14 protein-coding genes, 1 tRNA gene and 1 riboswitch are annotated in these 15,112 nt (G+C 58.1%); of the genes, 6 read left to right on the plus strand and 9 right to left on the minus strand.

Annotated elements, in window-relative coordinates:
* Positions 1-53: 53 nt before the first annotated feature.
* The 4 genes from E4633_RS00005 to E4633_RS00020 all read left to right on the plus strand — a co-directional run bounded on the left by E4633_RS00005 (position 54) and on the right by E4633_RS00020 (position 2,566).
* The gene (locus E4633_RS00005; RefSeq protein WP_135868241.1) at positions 54-332 is read left to right on the plus strand and encodes a transposase; all 279 of its coding nucleotides are present in this window, start codon (positions 54-56) and stop codon (positions 330-332) included.
* Between the two features lie 33 nt (positions 333-365).
* Entirely contained in the window at positions 366-1,226 is an 861-nt protein-coding gene (locus E4633_RS00010) for an REP-associated tyrosine transposase (RefSeq protein ID WP_135868242.1), read from the plus strand.
* A 219-nt stretch (positions 1,227-1,445) separates the two neighbouring features.
* Complete coding sequence (locus tag E4633_RS20960; RefSeq protein ID WP_407925443.1) at positions 1,446-2,123, plus strand: NlpC/P60 family protein; 678 nt, start codon at positions 1,446-1,448, stop codon at positions 2,121-2,123.
* An 8-nt stretch (positions 2,124-2,131) separates the two neighbouring features.
* A complete protein-coding gene (locus E4633_RS00020) occupies positions 2,132-2,566 on the plus strand; it encodes a hypothetical protein (protein ID WP_135868244.1) in 435 nt (144 codons plus the stop codon).
* Between the two features lie 53 nt (positions 2,567-2,619).
* Here the strand turns inward: E4633_RS00020 and E4633_RS00025 are convergent, their stop codons facing one another.
* Entirely contained in the window at positions 2,620-3,900 is a 1,281-nt protein-coding gene (locus tag E4633_RS00025) for an Hsp70 family protein (RefSeq protein ID WP_135868245.1), read from the minus strand.
* Between the two features lie 235 nt (positions 3,901-4,135).
* Positions 4,136-4,213: riboswitch (cyclic di-GMP riboswitch) on the plus strand.
* Between the two features lie 63 nt (positions 4,214-4,276).
* Here E4633_RS00025 and E4633_RS00030 point away from each other — a divergent pair.
* Positions 4,277-4,807: a tetratricopeptide repeat protein gene (locus E4633_RS00030; protein ID WP_135868246.1), complete on the plus strand. Its 531-nt coding sequence runs from the start codon at positions 4,277-4,279 to the stop codon at positions 4,805-4,807.
* Complete coding sequence (locus E4633_RS00035) at positions 4,804-6,609, plus strand: fibronectin type III domain-containing protein (protein WP_135868247.1); 1,806 nt, start codon at positions 4,804-4,806, stop codon at positions 6,607-6,609. The genes E4633_RS00030 and E4633_RS00035 overlap by 4 nt, the downstream gene beginning before the upstream one ends.
* A 100-nt stretch (positions 6,610-6,709) precedes the next feature.
* Here E4633_RS00035 and E4633_RS00040 read toward each other — a convergent pair.
* From E4633_RS00040 to miaB, 8 genes are all read right to left on the minus strand, one after another.
* A tRNA-Gly gene (locus tag E4633_RS00040) sits at positions 6,710-6,784 on the minus strand.
* Positions 6,785-6,984: 200 nt separating this feature from the next.
* A complete protein-coding gene (gene flgM / locus E4633_RS00045; RefSeq protein ID WP_135868248.1) occupies positions 6,985-7,278 on the minus strand; it encodes a flagellar biosynthesis anti-sigma factor FlgM in 294 nt (97 codons plus the stop codon).
* Between the two features lie 85 nt (positions 7,279-7,363).
* Entirely contained in the window at positions 7,364-8,023 is a 660-nt protein-coding gene (locus E4633_RS00050) for an HAD family hydrolase (protein WP_135868249.1), read from the minus strand.
* Between the two features lie 105 nt (positions 8,024-8,128).
* Positions 8,129-9,679: a glutamine-hydrolyzing GMP synthase gene (gene guaA, locus E4633_RS00055; RefSeq protein WP_135868250.1), complete on the minus strand. Its 1,551-nt coding sequence runs from the start codon at positions 9,677-9,679 to the stop codon at positions 8,129-8,131.
* A 144-nt stretch (positions 9,680-9,823) separates the two neighbouring features.
* Positions 9,824-11,293: an IMP dehydrogenase gene (guaB, locus tag E4633_RS00060; protein WP_135868251.1), complete on the minus strand. Its 1,470-nt coding sequence runs from the start codon at positions 11,291-11,293 to the stop codon at positions 9,824-9,826.
* A 270-nt stretch (positions 11,294-11,563) separates the two neighbouring features.
* Positions 11,564-12,634: a M42 family metallopeptidase gene (locus E4633_RS00065; protein ID WP_135868252.1), complete on the minus strand. Its 1,071-nt coding sequence runs from the start codon at positions 12,632-12,634 to the stop codon at positions 11,564-11,566.
* A gap of 247 nt (positions 12,635-12,881) precedes the next feature.
* Positions 12,882-13,412, minus strand: a complete 531-nt coding sequence (locus tag E4633_RS00070; RefSeq protein WP_135868253.1) for a bifunctional nuclease family protein — start codon at positions 13,410-13,412, stop codon at positions 12,882-12,884.
* A complete protein-coding gene (gene miaB, locus E4633_RS00075) occupies positions 13,405-14,730 on the minus strand; it encodes a tRNA (N6-isopentenyl adenosine(37)-C2)-methylthiotransferase MiaB (protein ID WP_135868254.1) in 1,326 nt (441 codons plus the stop codon). The genes E4633_RS00070 and miaB overlap by 8 nt, the downstream gene beginning before the upstream one ends.
* Between the last annotated feature and the right edge of the window lie 382 nt (positions 14,731-15,112).

A 15,112-nucleotide genomic window follows, 5' to 3' on the forward strand; every position in this document is an offset into this window, starting at 1 on the left:
CCATCGGTGCCAGGTCTTGAAATGTAAGCTTTTACTGCTACTATTCCGACACCATGGCACGTCCTCTTCGCATCGAGTTCCCGTTCGCGATTTATCACGTCACCTCACGCGGCAACGCACGTGACGATATTTTTATCGACGATAGCGATCGTCGAACCTTTCTCGGCACCCTTCAATCGGTCCTACTCAGATACAACTGGCTTTGCCACGCCTACTGCCTGATGAGTAACCACTACCACCTCATCATTGAAACTCCAGATGCAAATCTCTCCCATGGAATGCGCCAACTAAACGGCACCGGCCATCGGTGCCCCATCGGTGCCAGGTCTTGAAATGTAAGCTTTTACTGCTACTATTCCGACACCATGGCACGTCCTCTTCGCATCGAGTTCCCGTTCGCGATTTATCACGTCACCTCACGCGGCAACGCACGTGACGATATTTTTATCGACGATAGCGATCGTCGAACCTTTCTCGGCACCCTTCAATCGGTCCTACTCAGATACAACTGGCTTTGCCACGCCTACTGCCTGATGAGTAACCACTACCACCTCATCATTGAAACTCCAGATGCAAATCTCTCCCATGGAATGCGCCAACTAAACGGCACCTACACGCAGTCCTTTAACAAACGACACGGCCGGGTGGGCCACATTTTTCAGGGTCGCTTCAAGGCAATTATAGTAGAGAAGGACTCGCACCTACTGGAACTGTCTCGCTACGTGGTCCTCAACCCCGTTCGGGCTGGCATAGTCGCGAAACCTGAAGAATGGCAATGGAGCAGTTATCGCTCCACCCAAGGCCTAGCCAGTGATCCCGTCCTCAACTACCAGTGGATCCTCAGCCAGTTTGGGACCACAACATCAGAGGCTCGAAGAAAGTACAAAGAGTTCGTTCTGGAAGGTGTCCGGCAGGACGTGTCCCCTTGGGACAGGCTGAAAGGACAGTTGATTTTCGGAACTGAAGCCTTTGCATCAGCCATACATGATTTGATAGGAGGCCGGGAGGAAATCCCGGAGATTCCTAAGGTCCAACGCCATGTCGGACGTCCCAAGCTTGAGGACCTTTTCACGCAGCAGGCAACCACTTCAAAGGACGATAGAAACGCGCTGATCGGGAAGGCACATCTGCAGTATGGCTATGAACTGAAGGAGATTGCGGATCATTTAGGAGTGCACTACACGTCGGTCAGTAAGATCGTAAAGCGATGCCTCGCTAAAGAGTGATTTTTCAAGACCTGGCACCGGTTCTTGCACCGGTTCTTTACAGTCATCCTCCTATCCCCCCCTCACGAGCAAACCAGTCCCTCTTACCCTCGATGCCGTCCTCACAAGACAGCCGGTCATCACTCGCCGCAACATCCAGTTGCCGAAGTTGACGTTCGCGGCTGAATTGGTATTTTCTAACACCCAACAGCAACGCACGCATAAAAATGGAGAATGCAAATGACCCCACTTCGGCTCGCGAGCACCGGTCCAAAGGTAATGCAGTTGCAGAATCTACTCAACAAGCATCTACCCTACCCTTACTCGCTAAAAGTTGACGGTATATTGGGGCCACACACAGAAGCAGCGATAAGAAAATTTCAAGAATCAACCGGGATATCCATAGACGGGACTGTCGGGACGGAAACCTGGAAAGCGCTCAAACAAGGTGTAACCGTCACATCGGACACAACCCTACCTTCTACCAACGCCCATAATGCTCCTTGGCTAAAAATCGCTGCCGCAGAAATCGGACAAAGGGAGATTCCTCGAGTCCCAGCTAACACGAGGATTTTGATGTACCATGCCACCACCTCGCTCCGAGCAACGAGCGATGAAGTCCCTTGGTGTTCAGCATTTGTTAATTGGTGCCTAAAACAAGTGGGTATTACCGGGACCAATTCAGCTGCAGCGACGAGTTGGCTACACTGGGGGCAAATAACAGGCCCATGTCCCGGGGCAATTGCTGTGGTCAGACGAGTTACGGGTGCAAATCATGTCGCCTTCTACATCGCTGAGACCAAAGACTACTATAAGCTATTAGGTGGGAATCAAGGTGATCAAGTGAGGCCATCGAGGTACTATAAATCACACTGGATGGTGCAAAGTTATCGTTGGCCAAACATACGGCAGCAATAGGAGGAGAGATGCTACGACGAGTCGCAGCCATCGGACTGTTGTTCTTGCTTGCCACCACAGGTATTGCCGTAGCAGATAGTGACGTGCAGTCATTTTGGAACACGTTTAGGGAAGCAGCATTAAGGGGTGATAGCGCCAGAGTGGCAGCAATGACAAAGTTGCCTTTATGGGTCCGCGGCCCTGATGATAGCGATCAGGTTGTGCACTATGGTCGGAAAGACTTCGACAAAATCTTAAAAAAGCTACTGAATCAGGAAGTCTTGGTGGTGAAGGACGAAAAGGTCCTGACGACAAACATGCTGAAAATAATCAATGATAAACGCAGTATAACTGCGCGTGATTTGAAAACACCGGATCTGTTTTCCGTGGAGCTGTTTACCTTCGAGAAAAAGAACGGGAATTGGCTCTTCACGCGAGGCTATCTGGAAGATGCTCCACCATAGAGAGATCAAAACAGGTCCTAGCAGTGCGCGTGCTCCTGGCCGGTATGGTCTCCTTAACGGCCGTCGCTGAAGAGCGGTACACTCGCGCCCAGGCCGTGAACAACGCTGGTGAAGGCGTTACGGTTCTCGAGCTTCTCGCTGCCGAAACGATCTTCGAAGAGGCGCCGGATCATGGGTATGCGCGAGGTGCCCCCGGTGAGGAACACGGTGTCGATCTGGTCGTTTCGGACTCCCGACCTGCTGATAACTTCGTCAACGGTGCCGGAGATCCGGCTTAGGTTCTCCCGGTTGATCGCTTCGAACTCTTCCCTGGTTATCCCCTCTTCGATGGTCAGGCCGCGCTCCTTGAAGCTGACCTGCGCGAACTCTTGTTGCGACAGCTCGCACTTCGCCTTCTCGATGCACTGGAACAGGAAAAAACCATAGTTGTCACTGATGAGGTGCTCGAGGTTCTCGATGGCCTGCCGGTCCGTAGCGGCATTTTTGATGAGACGGATCTGCTCCCTGGTCTTTCTCCCCCTCAGGAGCGGAATCCTGTGCCACTGGCACAGCGTGTAGATGATGCTGTGCGGGATATCGAAGAGCTCGTCCTTCCCCATCCCCTTGTATCTGACCCCGCGACCGAAATACTTGGCGATCTTTTCCCACATGATCTGGGAGTCGAATTTGTCGCCCGCCGTATAGACCCCTCCGATGGAGAGGACGTCGGAGCGCCGGTCGGCCCGGTCGAAGGCGCCCCCTTTCACCTTGATGACGGTGAAGTCGGAGGTCCCGCCGCCGAAGTCACCTATGAAGACGAGCTTTTCGGCACCTGCGGGGAGCGTCTCTTCGTACGCGAGGGCGGCGGCTACCGGTTCGAACTGGAAATGGATATGGCGAAACCCCGCTTTGCGCGCCGCCTTCTCGAGTCGGAGCTGCGCCAGGGCATCCTTTTCCGCATCTTCCGAGAAAACGACGGGGCGGCCGAGGACGACGCTGTCCACGGGTGCCCCGACGTACGCTTCCCCCTTCGCCTTGATGTTCCGCAAGATAATGGCAACCAGGTCGTCGATGCCGTACTTCTTGCCGAACACCTCGGTTCCCTCGAAACTCCTGTTGGGGAGGAAGGTTTTTATGGACTGCATGAAACGCCCCGCCGCTCCGTCGCTGACGTACTGGCTGATGGCCTCCTGGCCGGTGAAGATCTCGTTCTCCTCGTTGAAGTAGAGAACCGAGCGCATCAGGGAGCGGTTGGCGCTTGACTCGTCGATGTCGATTATTTCGACCTTGCCGTCTCGGTAGACGGAAAGCGCGGAATTGGTGGTCCCGAAATCCAGACCGAATACTACCTTCATGCAGACTCCCGAAAAAACCAGGGCGGGTTCCAAGGAACCCGCCCTGAGAAATAAACAGGTGGATGTTGTAGCAGAAAGATGAGGATGGTGGCAAGTTGTAAACGTCCTGCTGGCATCAAGCTCAGAAACCGGTATTTTCCCGGAGCGCTGATGCGAAATCTCCCACAGGTGTAAGCTTTACGAACTCATAAACGAACATATAATTGATGCAAATTTGTGCTCAGAAATAAGCATTTCCCTGAAAGGCCGAACCCTTTGCAAGGAGGGGGCGGAAAGCAACGGGTCTTCGTTTGAAGGTAGCCGGGCTGCCACGGATAATCCATTGGCATGCCCGGCTTTTCATTGTCAGAAGGACAAACGAAAGGAGGCAGCAACCATGAAACAGTTGATGTCGAGAAACACTTTCCGGATGCTACTGACAGGTACGCTCACCCTCGCCTCCCTCTCGTTGCCACCGGCATACTGCCAGGGAATTCCCGATGATGCCGGCCATCACAACCGGCAGGGGATGGAGTACTTTAACAAGGGCTTTTATGAGCATACTCCCAGGCACCAGGATGCCGAAGCAGCACGGAGTTATGGATTGGCCGTGAAAGAATTCACGGCTGCAATTAAAAAAGACTCTAACTCAGCCGAAGCACACAGGAACCTGGCTCGTGTGTACTATGTTCAGAAAAACTTTGCCGGCGCAGCAGAAGAGTACCGGCGGGTTACCGAACTTGCACCGGGCGATCTCGACGCCTACGTGAACGCCTCTCTTGCCTGTATCGAACTGAAGAGGTTCGATGAGGCCATTCAACTCCTTCAAGGCGCAAAAAGCCAAACCTCTGACCCGAAAGTTCTGGAGACACTCGATTCGTACATTGTGAAAACAACTGACCAGCAGGCGAAGGGGGTGAAAAAATGATACGCCATTTCATCATTTCCATCATTCTCCTGATCGGGTGCGCTTTTCCCGTTTCAGCCGCTGATCCACATTCGGCATATTACAGTCCCGACACCGACAAGCTGATCTGGTTCATCCATGCTTCCGGCACACATATCGGGACGTCAGGATCCACGGATGCAACGAATCTGCAGTGGCTGACAGGTCAGGCAAAGAGTGTCATCAATCCGAGCTTCATCGTGGTTACGGGTGACCTGACCGATTCGACGAACGGAAACATCTTCGGTTATCCCAACGGCCCCTATCAGGCCGAATGGGACCAGTATAAGAGCATCCTGAGTGCAAACGGCGTGGATGCAAGCAGCTACTTTGACATTCCCGGCAACCACGACGCCTACAGTGATCAATATTTCAGCTATTACCTGAACAACTCAGTACAAGGGCGGGCGACTGGAAGAACACAGGCGTCCTGGACAAGGACCGGGCCGTGGGGAAAATACCAATTTCTGGGCGTCAACACCCCGGACAACACCGGGAAGCCGTTCAGCATAATCTGGCCGTACGGTGACAATGCCGGGCTGGACACCACTGAACTCTCTTTCATCAGTTCCGAGATGAATGCCAACTCTGATGCAAAGTTGACTCTGGTCTTCGGGCACCATCCCCTTGTCGCAACAGACAGCAGCAGCGACACCTACCTGTTCTATGGAAAAGATGATTTCGTCAATCTGATGAACGGCTACGGCGCATCGATGTACGGGTACGGGCATACCCATGCCTCGTCCGAGAAGTTCTTTACCCAGAACATGACCGACGGGCTGTTCTACTTCAACGTGTCGTCCATCGGCAAGGACAGTCCCAACCAGTACACGGTGACGGCGATCGACTGCAACGGCATCTCCTCCGTCACTCAGACCAAAGGTACGTGGCCGGTGGTGCTTATCACCGCGCCTGTTGACCGGCGACTGGGAGGCGTTGTCAACCCCTATGCGTACAACGTAACCAATTCAGCAACGAATCCGGTACGTGCTCTTGTTTTTGATCCGGCAACGGTCACACAGGTCCAGTTCAGGGTGAATGGAGGCTCCTGGCAACCGATGCAGAACGTGTCCGGCAACCCCGCGCTCTGGCAGGGGAACTGGAATGCAGCGACGCTGGCCGCAAGCGAGTATGCGTTGGAGGTTCAAGCGACAACAGGTTCGGGAGTGAGGTCTGATGCCATAACCGCGTACGTCGAATCCCCATTGCCGACCGCCCCGTCGAACCTTACGGCAACGGCTGCCTCCGGCAGCCAGATCAATCTTGCCTGGACGGACAACTCCACAAACGAGCAGGGCTTCAAAATCGAGCGGTGTGCCGGCGCGGGATGCAGCAATTTCAGTCAAATAACAACTCTCGGCGCCAACGTAACAACCTGGTCCGACACCGGGCTGGCTGCCTCCACCAGTTACAGTTACCGCGTACGCGCCTACAACGTGGCGGGCGATTCGGGATATTCTCCTGCTGCCAGTGCAACGACCTTCGCTGCGTCAGCATTGCCTTCCGCACCGACGGGCCTGGCCGCCACAGCCGTCTCCAAAAGCCAGATCAACCTTGCCTGGACGGACAATGCGAATAACGAAACCCAATTTCTGATTGAGCGCTGCAAAGGATCGACCTGCACCAACTTCACCCAGGTAGCCACCGTTGGTGCGAATGTAACGAGCTATTCGAATACCAAGCTCACCGCCAATACCGTTTATCGCTACCGCGTTCGCGCAAGGAACACTGCCGGCTCGTCGGGGTATTCCAACATCGCTTCAGCAACGACACCGAAGCGATGACTACCGCGGCACCGGTTTAAACAGGGGATTCTGGTTTCAACTTGAGGACGCGCAAAGAAAAAGGGTTTAGGTCGAAAGACCTAAACCCTTGATTTATTCTTGGAGCGGGAAACGGGATTCGAACCCGCGACCTTCAGCTTGGGAAGCTGACACTCTACCACTGAGTTATTCCCGCCTAAGTGAGAAGAACCTTTTACCTTATCCGAAACTCGTTGTCAACGATTTTCCCGAAGCGACGATGTTCTTCCGCCAGGCCGGTTCTACTTCCTGGTGCCCGGGGGACGGGCACGTTTGGGGGCCGAAGCCCTCACCCTCCCCTCTCCCGGAGGGAGATGGTGCATGGACACCGGTAGCGGCAGACGCCGGGAATGGATTTTACTTCATGACGAGCTTGGAAAGCATCTTCTGGGCGAGATCCTGGCTGGATACCTCGTAGTTGCCACTCTTGATCTGCGAACGCAACTCTTCTACCTTTTCCACCCGGATGTCTTCCCTCCTCTGCTTCGAGGTGGGAACCACGGGCATGTAGCTCGACAGCTCGACCTTGTCGGTCGCCGCCTGCTGCCTGGTCGCGGTCTCGGCGTGTGCGTCGCCCGTCTCGGGCTTATCGTTACGCACCACGGCAAGATGGGTTGCGGCCGGGTTGGTATTGAGCTCTTCAAGTTTCATCTGATTACGCCCCCAGTAGGTTGGTTGTAGATCTACTTCCGTTTCGACACACGAACGAATAACTTTAGCTAATTTTCAACAGACATCATTTTTTCTTGTCGATGAAGGGAAGCTGCAACAGCGAGGGGAAGTCCCCGACCCGGTAGCTCGCGCCCTCCAGTTCGCTCATCTCGCCGTAGCCGTAGCTGCACCCGACGGTACATACACCTGCCCCGCCTCCCGCGGCTATGTCGTTGATGCTGTCCCCCACCATGACGCACTCGGCGGCGGGGACCCCGAACCCCTTCAGGACGGCCAGAACGGGCTCGGGAGAGGGTTTCCGGTACGGAAAGGAATCGGCGCCGAAGATGTCGGTGAAGTGCCGCTCAAGGCCCAGTTTCCCGAGCACCTCGCGGCAAAGGGCCACGTTCTTGTTGGAGAGGACCACCATCGGGATGCCAAGACCGGAGAGATCGGAGAGCGTCTCGGGAACACCGGGATACGGCCGGGTCTTGTCGGCTATGTGCGCCAGGTTGAATTCGAGGAAGACTTCGGTGGCGCGGTCCAGCTCCTCCGGCCCCACCCCGGGCAGGGCCCGCTCCACTAGGTTGCGCACCCCGCGCCCGACGAGTTTGCGCACGTCGCTGATGCCGATCCGGGGCAGCCCGTATCGCTCGCGGATCAGGTTGGTGGCATCGGCCAGGTCGGGCAGCGAGTCGATGAGCGTGCCGTCCAGGTCGAAGATGAGCAGCCGGATTGGACCCATTTTTCACTCTCCAGATACGAAAGAACCGCGGTGACCGGCCTTGCCGGCGGTCACCGCGGTGTATTTGTGCAAAAAGCGGACCTCAGGGGATGAGGCCGGCCCGGTTTATTCCCACTCGATGGTTGCGGGGGGCTTCTGGCTGATGTCGTAAACCACGCGGTTGACACCCTTCACTTCGTTTATGATACGGGAGGATATGCTCCCCAAAAGCTCGTACGGGAGCTTGACCCAGTCGGCGGTCATGCCGTCCAGGGAGTTCACCGCGCGGAGGGCGACGGTGTACTCGTAGGTGCGGGCGTCACCCATTACGCCGACGGTTTTCACCGGCAGCAGCACGGCAAATGACTGCCAGATGTCGCGATATAACCCAGCCTTGCGGATTTCTTCGATGACGATGGCGTCAGCTTCGCGCAGGATGTCGAGCTTCTCGCCGGAGAGTTCGCCAATGCAGCGGATGGCGAGGCCCGGTCCCGGGAAGGGCTGACGGTACACCACCTCGTCGGGCATGCCAAGTTCCTTGCCGAGAAGCCGCACCTCGTCTTTGAAGAGCTCGCGCACCGGCTCGAGGAGCTTCAGGTTCATCTTCTCGGGGAGCCCACCCACGTTGTGATGGCTCTTGATAACGGCGGAAGGTCCCTTGGTGGAGACGGATTCGATGACATCGGGGTAGAGGGTTCCCTGGGCCAGGTAGTCCACCTGCCCGAGCTTCTTGGCCTCCTCCTCGAAGAGGTAGATGAACTCGTTGCCGATGATCTTTCTCTTCTTCTCGGGGTCGGAAACGCCGGAGAGGACGCCCAAGAAGCGGTCGGCGGCATCGACGTAGTCGAGGTTGATCTTGAAGTGCTTGGTGAAGAGGTTCACCACCTTCTCGGCCTCCCCTTTCCTCAAGAGTCCGTTGTTGACGAAGACGCACTGGAGCTGGTCGCCGATCGCCTTGTGGATGAGGACCGCGACGACGGAGGAGTCGACCCCGCCGGAGAGGGCGCAGAGCACTTTGCCGGTGCCGACCTTCCTGCGGATGTCCTCGATCTCGGTCTCGATGAAGTTGGCCATGGTCCAGGTCGGCTGGGAACCGCAGACGTTGAACAGGAAGTTGCCGATCATCTCGTCGCCGCGCGGGGTGTGCACCACCTCGGGGTGGAACTGCACCCCGTAGAAGCGGCGCTTGTCGTCCTTCATGGCGGCAACCGGGCAGGTCTGGGTGTGGGCCATCTTGACGAAGCCGGCAGGGATCTCCTCGATGCGGTCGCCGTGGGACATCCAGACCTCGGCGCCGCCGTCGAAGCCGGCGAAGATTTCGCTCGCGCCGTCGAGGGAGAGGGTGGCGCGGCCGAACTCGCGTTTGTCGCAGCGCTCGACGCGCCCGCCCAACTGCTGGGTCATGAGCTGCATGCCGTAGCAAATCCCTAGGATCGGGATGCCCAGGTCATAGATGCCGAGGTCGGAGTGCGGCGCATCCTTGTCGTAGACGCTGGAGGGGCCGCCGGAGAGGATGATCCCCTTCGGTGCGAACGCCTTTATCTTCTCGAGCGCCATGTTGTAGGGGTGGATCTCGCAGTAGACGCTCTGCTCCCTCACGCGGCGCGCGATGAGCTGGGTCACCTGGGAGCCGAAGTCGAGGATCAGCACCTTCTCTGAGTGGATATCTACGGTCATTTTGAGGTTCCTTATCTATTGAAAGTCAAAGGCTGTAACGCAAAGACGCAAAGTCGCAAAGCCGCGGGGTAAAAGAGAGGCCAGAAGAAAAGGATTTCTTTGGCGTCTCCGCGCCTCCGCGGCTTTGCGTTAACGGGTTAAAGGTTATTTCTCAACGCGGTAGTTCGGGGCCTCTTTGGTGATCATGACGTCATGGACGTGGGATTCCTTGAGACCTGCGCCGGTGATCCTGACGAAGCGGCCGTTTTCCTGGAGGTCGACGATGCTGCGGCTGCCGGTGTAGCCCATGCCGGCCCTAAGTCCACCCATCAACTGGTGCACGTTGGCAGAGAGCGGTCCCCTGAGCGGCACCATACCCTCGATCCCTTCCGGGACGAGCTTCACGTCGGAATCGACGTCGCTCTGGAAGTAGCGGTCCTTGCTCCCCTCTTTCATGGCGCCGATGGAGCCCATGCCGCGGTAGCTCTTGTAGGCGCGCCCCTGGTACAGGATGGTGTCGCCCGGGGACTCCTCGGTACCGGCGAAGAGGGAGCCGATCATGACGACGTCGGCGCCGGCGGCGATGGCCTTGGTGAGATCGCCCGAGTACTTGATGCCGCCGTCGGCGATGAGCGGGATGTTGTATTTCTTGGCGACGCGGGAGCACTCGGCGATGGCGGTGATCTGCGGTACGCCGATACCGGCGACGACGCGGGTGGTGCAGATGGAGCCCGGTCCGATGCCGACCTTAATGGCGTCGACGCCGACCTTGATGAGCGCCTCGGCGGCGGCCGCGGTGGCGATGTTGCCGGCGATGAGCTCAAGGCCCGGGTAGGTCTTCTTGATGCGCGCGATGGCGTCGATGACCCCCTGGGAGTGGCCGTGGGCGGTGTCGATGACGACGACGTCGACACCGGCCTTCATGAGCGCTTCGATGCGCTGGTCCACGTCCGGGGTGGGGCCAACGGCTGCGCCGACCCGAAGGCGACCGAGGGAGTCCTTGCAGGCGTTCGGGTACTTCTTGATCTTCTCGATGTCCTTGATGGTGATGAGCCCCTTAAGGTTCTTCTCCTCGTCGACGACGAGAAGCTTCTCGACCCTGGTGTGCTTCAGGTGCTCTTTCGCCTGTTCCAGGGTGGTCCCGACCGCCACGGTGACCAGGTTGCGCTTGGTCATCCTGGCGGAGATGGGGAGATCGAGGTCGGTCTCGAAACGGAGGTCCCTGTTGGTTAGAATGCCGACCAGCTTCCCGTTGGCCTTCGTGATCGGCACCCCGGAGATGCGGTACTTGGCCATCATCTCGAGCGCTTCCCGGATGCGCTGGTTCGGGCGCATGGTGATCGGGTCGACGATCATCCCGGACTCACTCTTTTTCACCTTGTCCACCTCCATCGCCTGCTCGGCGACGGTGAGGTTCTTGTGGATGAAACCGATGCCCCCTTCCCGGGCCATGCAGATCGCGGCCCTGGACTCGGTGACGGTGTCCATGGCGGCGCTCACCAGCGGGATGTTCAGCTGGATGTTGTTGGTCAGACGGGTGGAAAGGTCGGTATCGCGGGGGAGGATAAGCGAGTGGGCTGGGAGAAGCAGGACGTCGTCAAACGTGAGACCTTCGGGAAGGCTGCTTTCTAACATTAGGGGGCTCCTTTTGTTGTTTGGGCGCAGGTTTTAACCGGAAAACCTATTACAAGGGGGAAGGCAAGTCAACTAAAATTAGGCTAATGACAAAGGGAAAAGCATAGGATTTCCCAACCTTAGCGTCTACACTACCGCTGCTAATGGGTACGGGGAAATCCCGGTGCGGCGCATCCGCTCCGCGCGGCGGCGTGGCTGCACTGCAGGAGCGCCGCCGTCTGCCGCGCTACGAAAAACCCCCTCGCGTTTTTGCCGCGAGGGGGTTTTTTCTCACATCGGGATGAAGGCGTCCCGCTTACCCATCTTCGAGAGGGAGGCGACGATCAGGTCGACCGCGTGGTCCAGGTCGGAGAGGGACATGGTCTCGACCGGGGTGTGCATGTAACGCAGCGGAAGCTTGACGAGTGCGGTCGCGACGCCGCCGCGCGAGATCTGCATCGGGTTCGCGTCGGTGCCGGTGGCCCGGGCGATGCCGGTGTACTGCACGGCGATGCCGTTATCCCGCGCGGTGTCGGAGAGGAGATCGAAGAGCACCGGGTTTATGTTCGCGCCGCGCGGCAGGATCGGCCCCTTGCCGAGCCCCACCTCGCCGTTGTGCTTTTTGTCCACGTCGGGCTGGTCGGTGGCGAAGTCCACCTCGACGCAGATGCCCACGTCGGGGTTCACCGAGTAAGAGCTCGTGGTGCCGCCCCTGAGACCGACCTCTTCCTGAACCGAGGAGACGCCGTAGAGATCGACCGGGAGCCCGTCCGGCAGTTCGGAGACGCGGCGCAGCACCTCTGCGACCACAAAGCTTCCCGCCTTGTCGTCGAGGCCGCGCGAGCTCACGCGGTCCCCGAAGAGACGCTCGAGGTTGCTTGCAAAGGTGATCGGGTCGCCGACCCGGACCCACTCGAGGGCCTCCTTCTTGCTGGCGGCGCCGATATCGATGTACTGGGCGTCCAGCTTGATCACCTGGTCGCGCTCCTTGGGCTCGATCAGGTGGATGGGACGCTTCCCGATGACGCCGTTTATCGCGCCGCGGGAGGTGTGCACGTGCACGCGCATCCCCGGTGTGATGTGCGGGTCGACGCCGCCGACTGCCGAGAAGTAGATGAAGCCGTTGTCGTCCAGGTAGCGCACCTGCAGGCCGATCTCGTCGGAGTGCCCCACCACCATGACGCGCGGACGGTCCTTCCCCTCGCCCTGGATCATGCCGAACACGTTGCCCATGACGTCGGTGGCGACCTGGCAGAAAGGTTCTATGTAGGAGCGGAAAACGCGCTGGGCCGGCTGCTCATACCCCGAGGGGCTGGGCGCGGCCAGAAGCTGCTGCAGAAATTGGAATGATGCGTCGCGCATGTCTTTCCTCCGGATTGACGCTGTAGTTAATTAAGAAAGGGCAGGGCCCACCCTCACCCTACCCTTTATGACTTCTTTTTTCAATACGGTGCGGGACGCCACCGGCCACGGCATGTCCCTCTTCGTTAGGACGGCGCCCTCACACCGGCACCGTTGCATCTTTCTCAGCGCTAGGCGACGCCCTCACCCCGACCCTCTCCCGGGGGGAGAGGGGGCATGGACGCCGCGACGGCAAAGGACGGTAGGGCTACATGGGGTATTTGCCCATGGCGGAGGGGTCCATGTGGTCCAGGAAGTCGACGAAGCGGCGGGCGTTGTTTTCGCGGGCGAACCCCTCTTCGTTCATGTCGAGCTTCGACGCCTGGGCCAGCACCTCATCGCTCACCCACACAGGAAGACGGTATTTCAGGGAAAAGAGCATCGCTTCGGCCACGTGAACCTCGAGCCGGATCTCTTTGGCCGCGCCGTCCACTACCCGCACCGAGGCAATGAAGACGCCGTCGCGCAGGCTCTCGACATAGATGCCGACAACCGTCATGCCGAGGTGCTCGATCAGCGCAGTGAAAACGTCACGCCGGGCGTTGCGGGCGCTCATCTCCCGCCCCACGAACTGCGCGGCGAAAGAAACCGACTCGGAGGCGTTGATCCAGACCGGCACGGCTAACTTCTCATCGGGATCCTTCAGGATGATGACCGGCATCTGTGCGATGGCGTCCATGGCGAAGCCGAATACCTTCATCTCGACGTACATCGGTTCCTCCTCCCCCTTCTCAGGCATGCACGACCTCCCCTTTGAGCAGGGTCTGCAGCCCTTCGGTGATGCGCACCTCGACGATACGTCCGGCCAGGGCCAGGTCTCCATGCAGGACCGTCCCCCTATTGCCGCCGGTTCTGCCGAAGAGGGAGTCGCCGCTGCTGCTCGCCCCCTCCACCAGCACCCGCTGCACGCTCCCCACCAGGCTCTGGTTCCGCTCCAGGGTGATCCGCTTTTGCGCAGCCTGCAGGAGCTCCAGGCGTCCCTGTTTCTCTTTCCTGGTCACCTCGTCGGGAAAACCTGCGGCCTTCGTGCCCGGACGGGGGGAATAGATGAAGGAGAAGAGGTCGGCGTAGCGCACCTCCTCGATGAGCGCCATGGTCTCCCGGAAGGCCGCTTCGTCCTCGCCGGGAAAGCCGACGATCATGTCGCCGGTGATCTGGATCCCGGGGCAGGCCTCTTCTAGCGCGCGCACCTTGGCGAGGTAGTCGGCGCGGGTGTAGCCGCGGTTCATCCTCTTCAGCACCTCGTCGCTGCCGGACTGGGCCGGGAGGTGGATGTGCGGGGCGAGTTTCGGAATCTGCGCGAAGCAGTCGATGAGCCTTGCCGAGATGTCTTTGGGATGCGAGGTGGTGAAGCGAAGCCTTTCGATGCCGTCCACCTCGGCCACCCGGAAGAGGAGCTCGGCGAAGTCAGGCGCCGCATCCTCCTTGAAACCGTAAGAGTTTACGTTCTGCCCGAGCAGGGTCACCTCGGTGACGCCTGCCGCGGCAAGTGCCGCCACCTCCTCGACCACCTTGTCGGCGCTTCTGCTGATTTCGCGCCCACGCACGTGCGGCACGATGCAGTAGGCGCAGAAGTTGTCGCACCCCTGCATGACGGTGACGAAACGGGTGACGCCCCCCTCGGTCTCGGCGTGGGGAAAGAGGTCGAAGCGCTTTTCGTCGTCGAGAAAGTCGGTGGCGACGCTTTTTTTACCCGCCTCGGCCCCGGCGACCATCTTCTGCAGCAGGTGCAGGTTGTGCGTGCCGAAAACAAGGTCGACGAAGGGGGCCTTTTTCAGGAGCTCCTCCCCTTCCTGCTGGGCGACGCACCCGCCGACGCCGATGATGAGTTCAGGCCGCTTCTTCTTCATCGACTTGAACTTGCCGAGATGTCCGTACATGCGCTGCTCGGCGGTAGCCCGGATGCTGCAGGTGTTGAGAAGAACCAGGTCGGCCTCCCCGGGTTCCTGCGTCTGCCCGTAGCCCATCCCCTTCATCAGGGTCACGATCTTTTCGGAATCGCTCACGTTCATCTGGCAACCGAACGTTTCCAGGTAAAGCTTTTTTGCCTTAATCACGCCCACATCCTGTCAGTTAAATTGGTGAATAGTACGAGAATTCGCGGCTTGCCGTCAACCCCTATTAGCGCCCCCCATCACGTCCGCCGTCCCGTCAACGAATACATTATTAACGTATATAAACCATGGACCTAGCGATATATTCGAGAAAAAATATATTGACATATCACGCGAGCTGGATTTATAAGACTCATTAGGAGTCCCGGCAAGCGCCCCGCTCCAAAATCCCACTTACGCACAACCCTTCCAATCCAGATTCTGTTAATGACTGGATGACTCTGGAACCATTATAAATCTCCAAAATTACACATTTCCCCTAAATCTACCGGTCAATGCGCCGATTAGGGCAGTAGCGTCCAGCGTTTAATGAGTTACCTCGGCA

The sequence above is a fragment of the Geomonas terrae genome (assembly GCF_004791675.1).
Lineage (GTDB): Bacteria > Desulfobacterota > Desulfuromonadia > Geobacterales > Geobacteraceae > Geomonas > Geomonas edaphica.

What these genes read in the sequence shown, in the direction of transcription:
- flgM (WP_135868248.1), bottom strand. Translation starts at nt 7,278, where the DNA reads ATGAAACTTGAAGAGCTCAATACCAACCCGGCCGCAACCCATCTTGCC.
- E4633_RS00010 (WP_135868242.1), top strand. Translation starts at nt 366, where the DNA reads ATGGCACGTCCTCTTCGCATCGAGTTCCCGTTCGCGATTTATCACGTC.
- guaA (WP_135868250.1), bottom strand. Translation starts at nt 9,679, where the DNA reads ATGACCGTAGATATCCACTCAGAGAAGGTGCTGATCCTCGACTTCGGC.
- E4633_RS00020 (WP_135868244.1), top strand. Translation starts at nt 2,132, where the DNA reads ATGCTACGACGAGTCGCAGCCATCGGACTGTTGTTCTTGCTTGCCACC.
- E4633_RS00070 (WP_135868253.1), bottom strand. Translation starts at nt 13,412, where the DNA reads ATGCCTGAGAAGGGGGAGGAGGAACCGATGTACGTCGAGATGAAGGTA.
- E4633_RS00035 (WP_135868247.1), top strand. Translation starts at nt 4,804, where the DNA reads ATGATACGCCATTTCATCATTTCCATCATTCTCCTGATCGGGTGCGCT.
- E4633_RS00065 (WP_135868252.1), bottom strand. Translation starts at nt 12,634, where the DNA reads ATGCGCGACGCATCATTCCAATTTCTGCAGCAGCTTCTGGCCGCGCCC.
- E4633_RS00005 (WP_135868241.1), top strand. Translation starts at nt 54, where the DNA reads ATGGCACGTCCTCTTCGCATCGAGTTCCCGTTCGCGATTTATCACGTC.
- E4633_RS20960 (WP_407925443.1), top strand. Translation starts at nt 1,446, where the DNA reads ATGACCCCACTTCGGCTCGCGAGCACCGGTCCAAAGGTAATGCAGTTG.
- E4633_RS00030 (WP_135868246.1), top strand. Translation starts at nt 4,277, where the DNA reads ATGAAACAGTTGATGTCGAGAAACACTTTCCGGATGCTACTGACAGGT.
- E4633_RS00025 (WP_135868245.1), bottom strand. Translation starts at nt 3,900, where the DNA reads ATGAAGGTAGTATTCGGTCTGGATTTCGGGACCACCAATTCCGCGCTT.
- guaB (WP_135868251.1), bottom strand. Translation starts at nt 11,293, where the DNA reads ATGTTAGAAAGCAGCCTTCCCGAAGGTCTCACGTTTGACGACGTCCTG.
- E4633_RS00050 (WP_135868249.1), bottom strand. Translation starts at nt 8,023, where the DNA reads ATGGGTCCAATCCGGCTGCTCATCTTCGACCTGGACGGCACGCTCATC.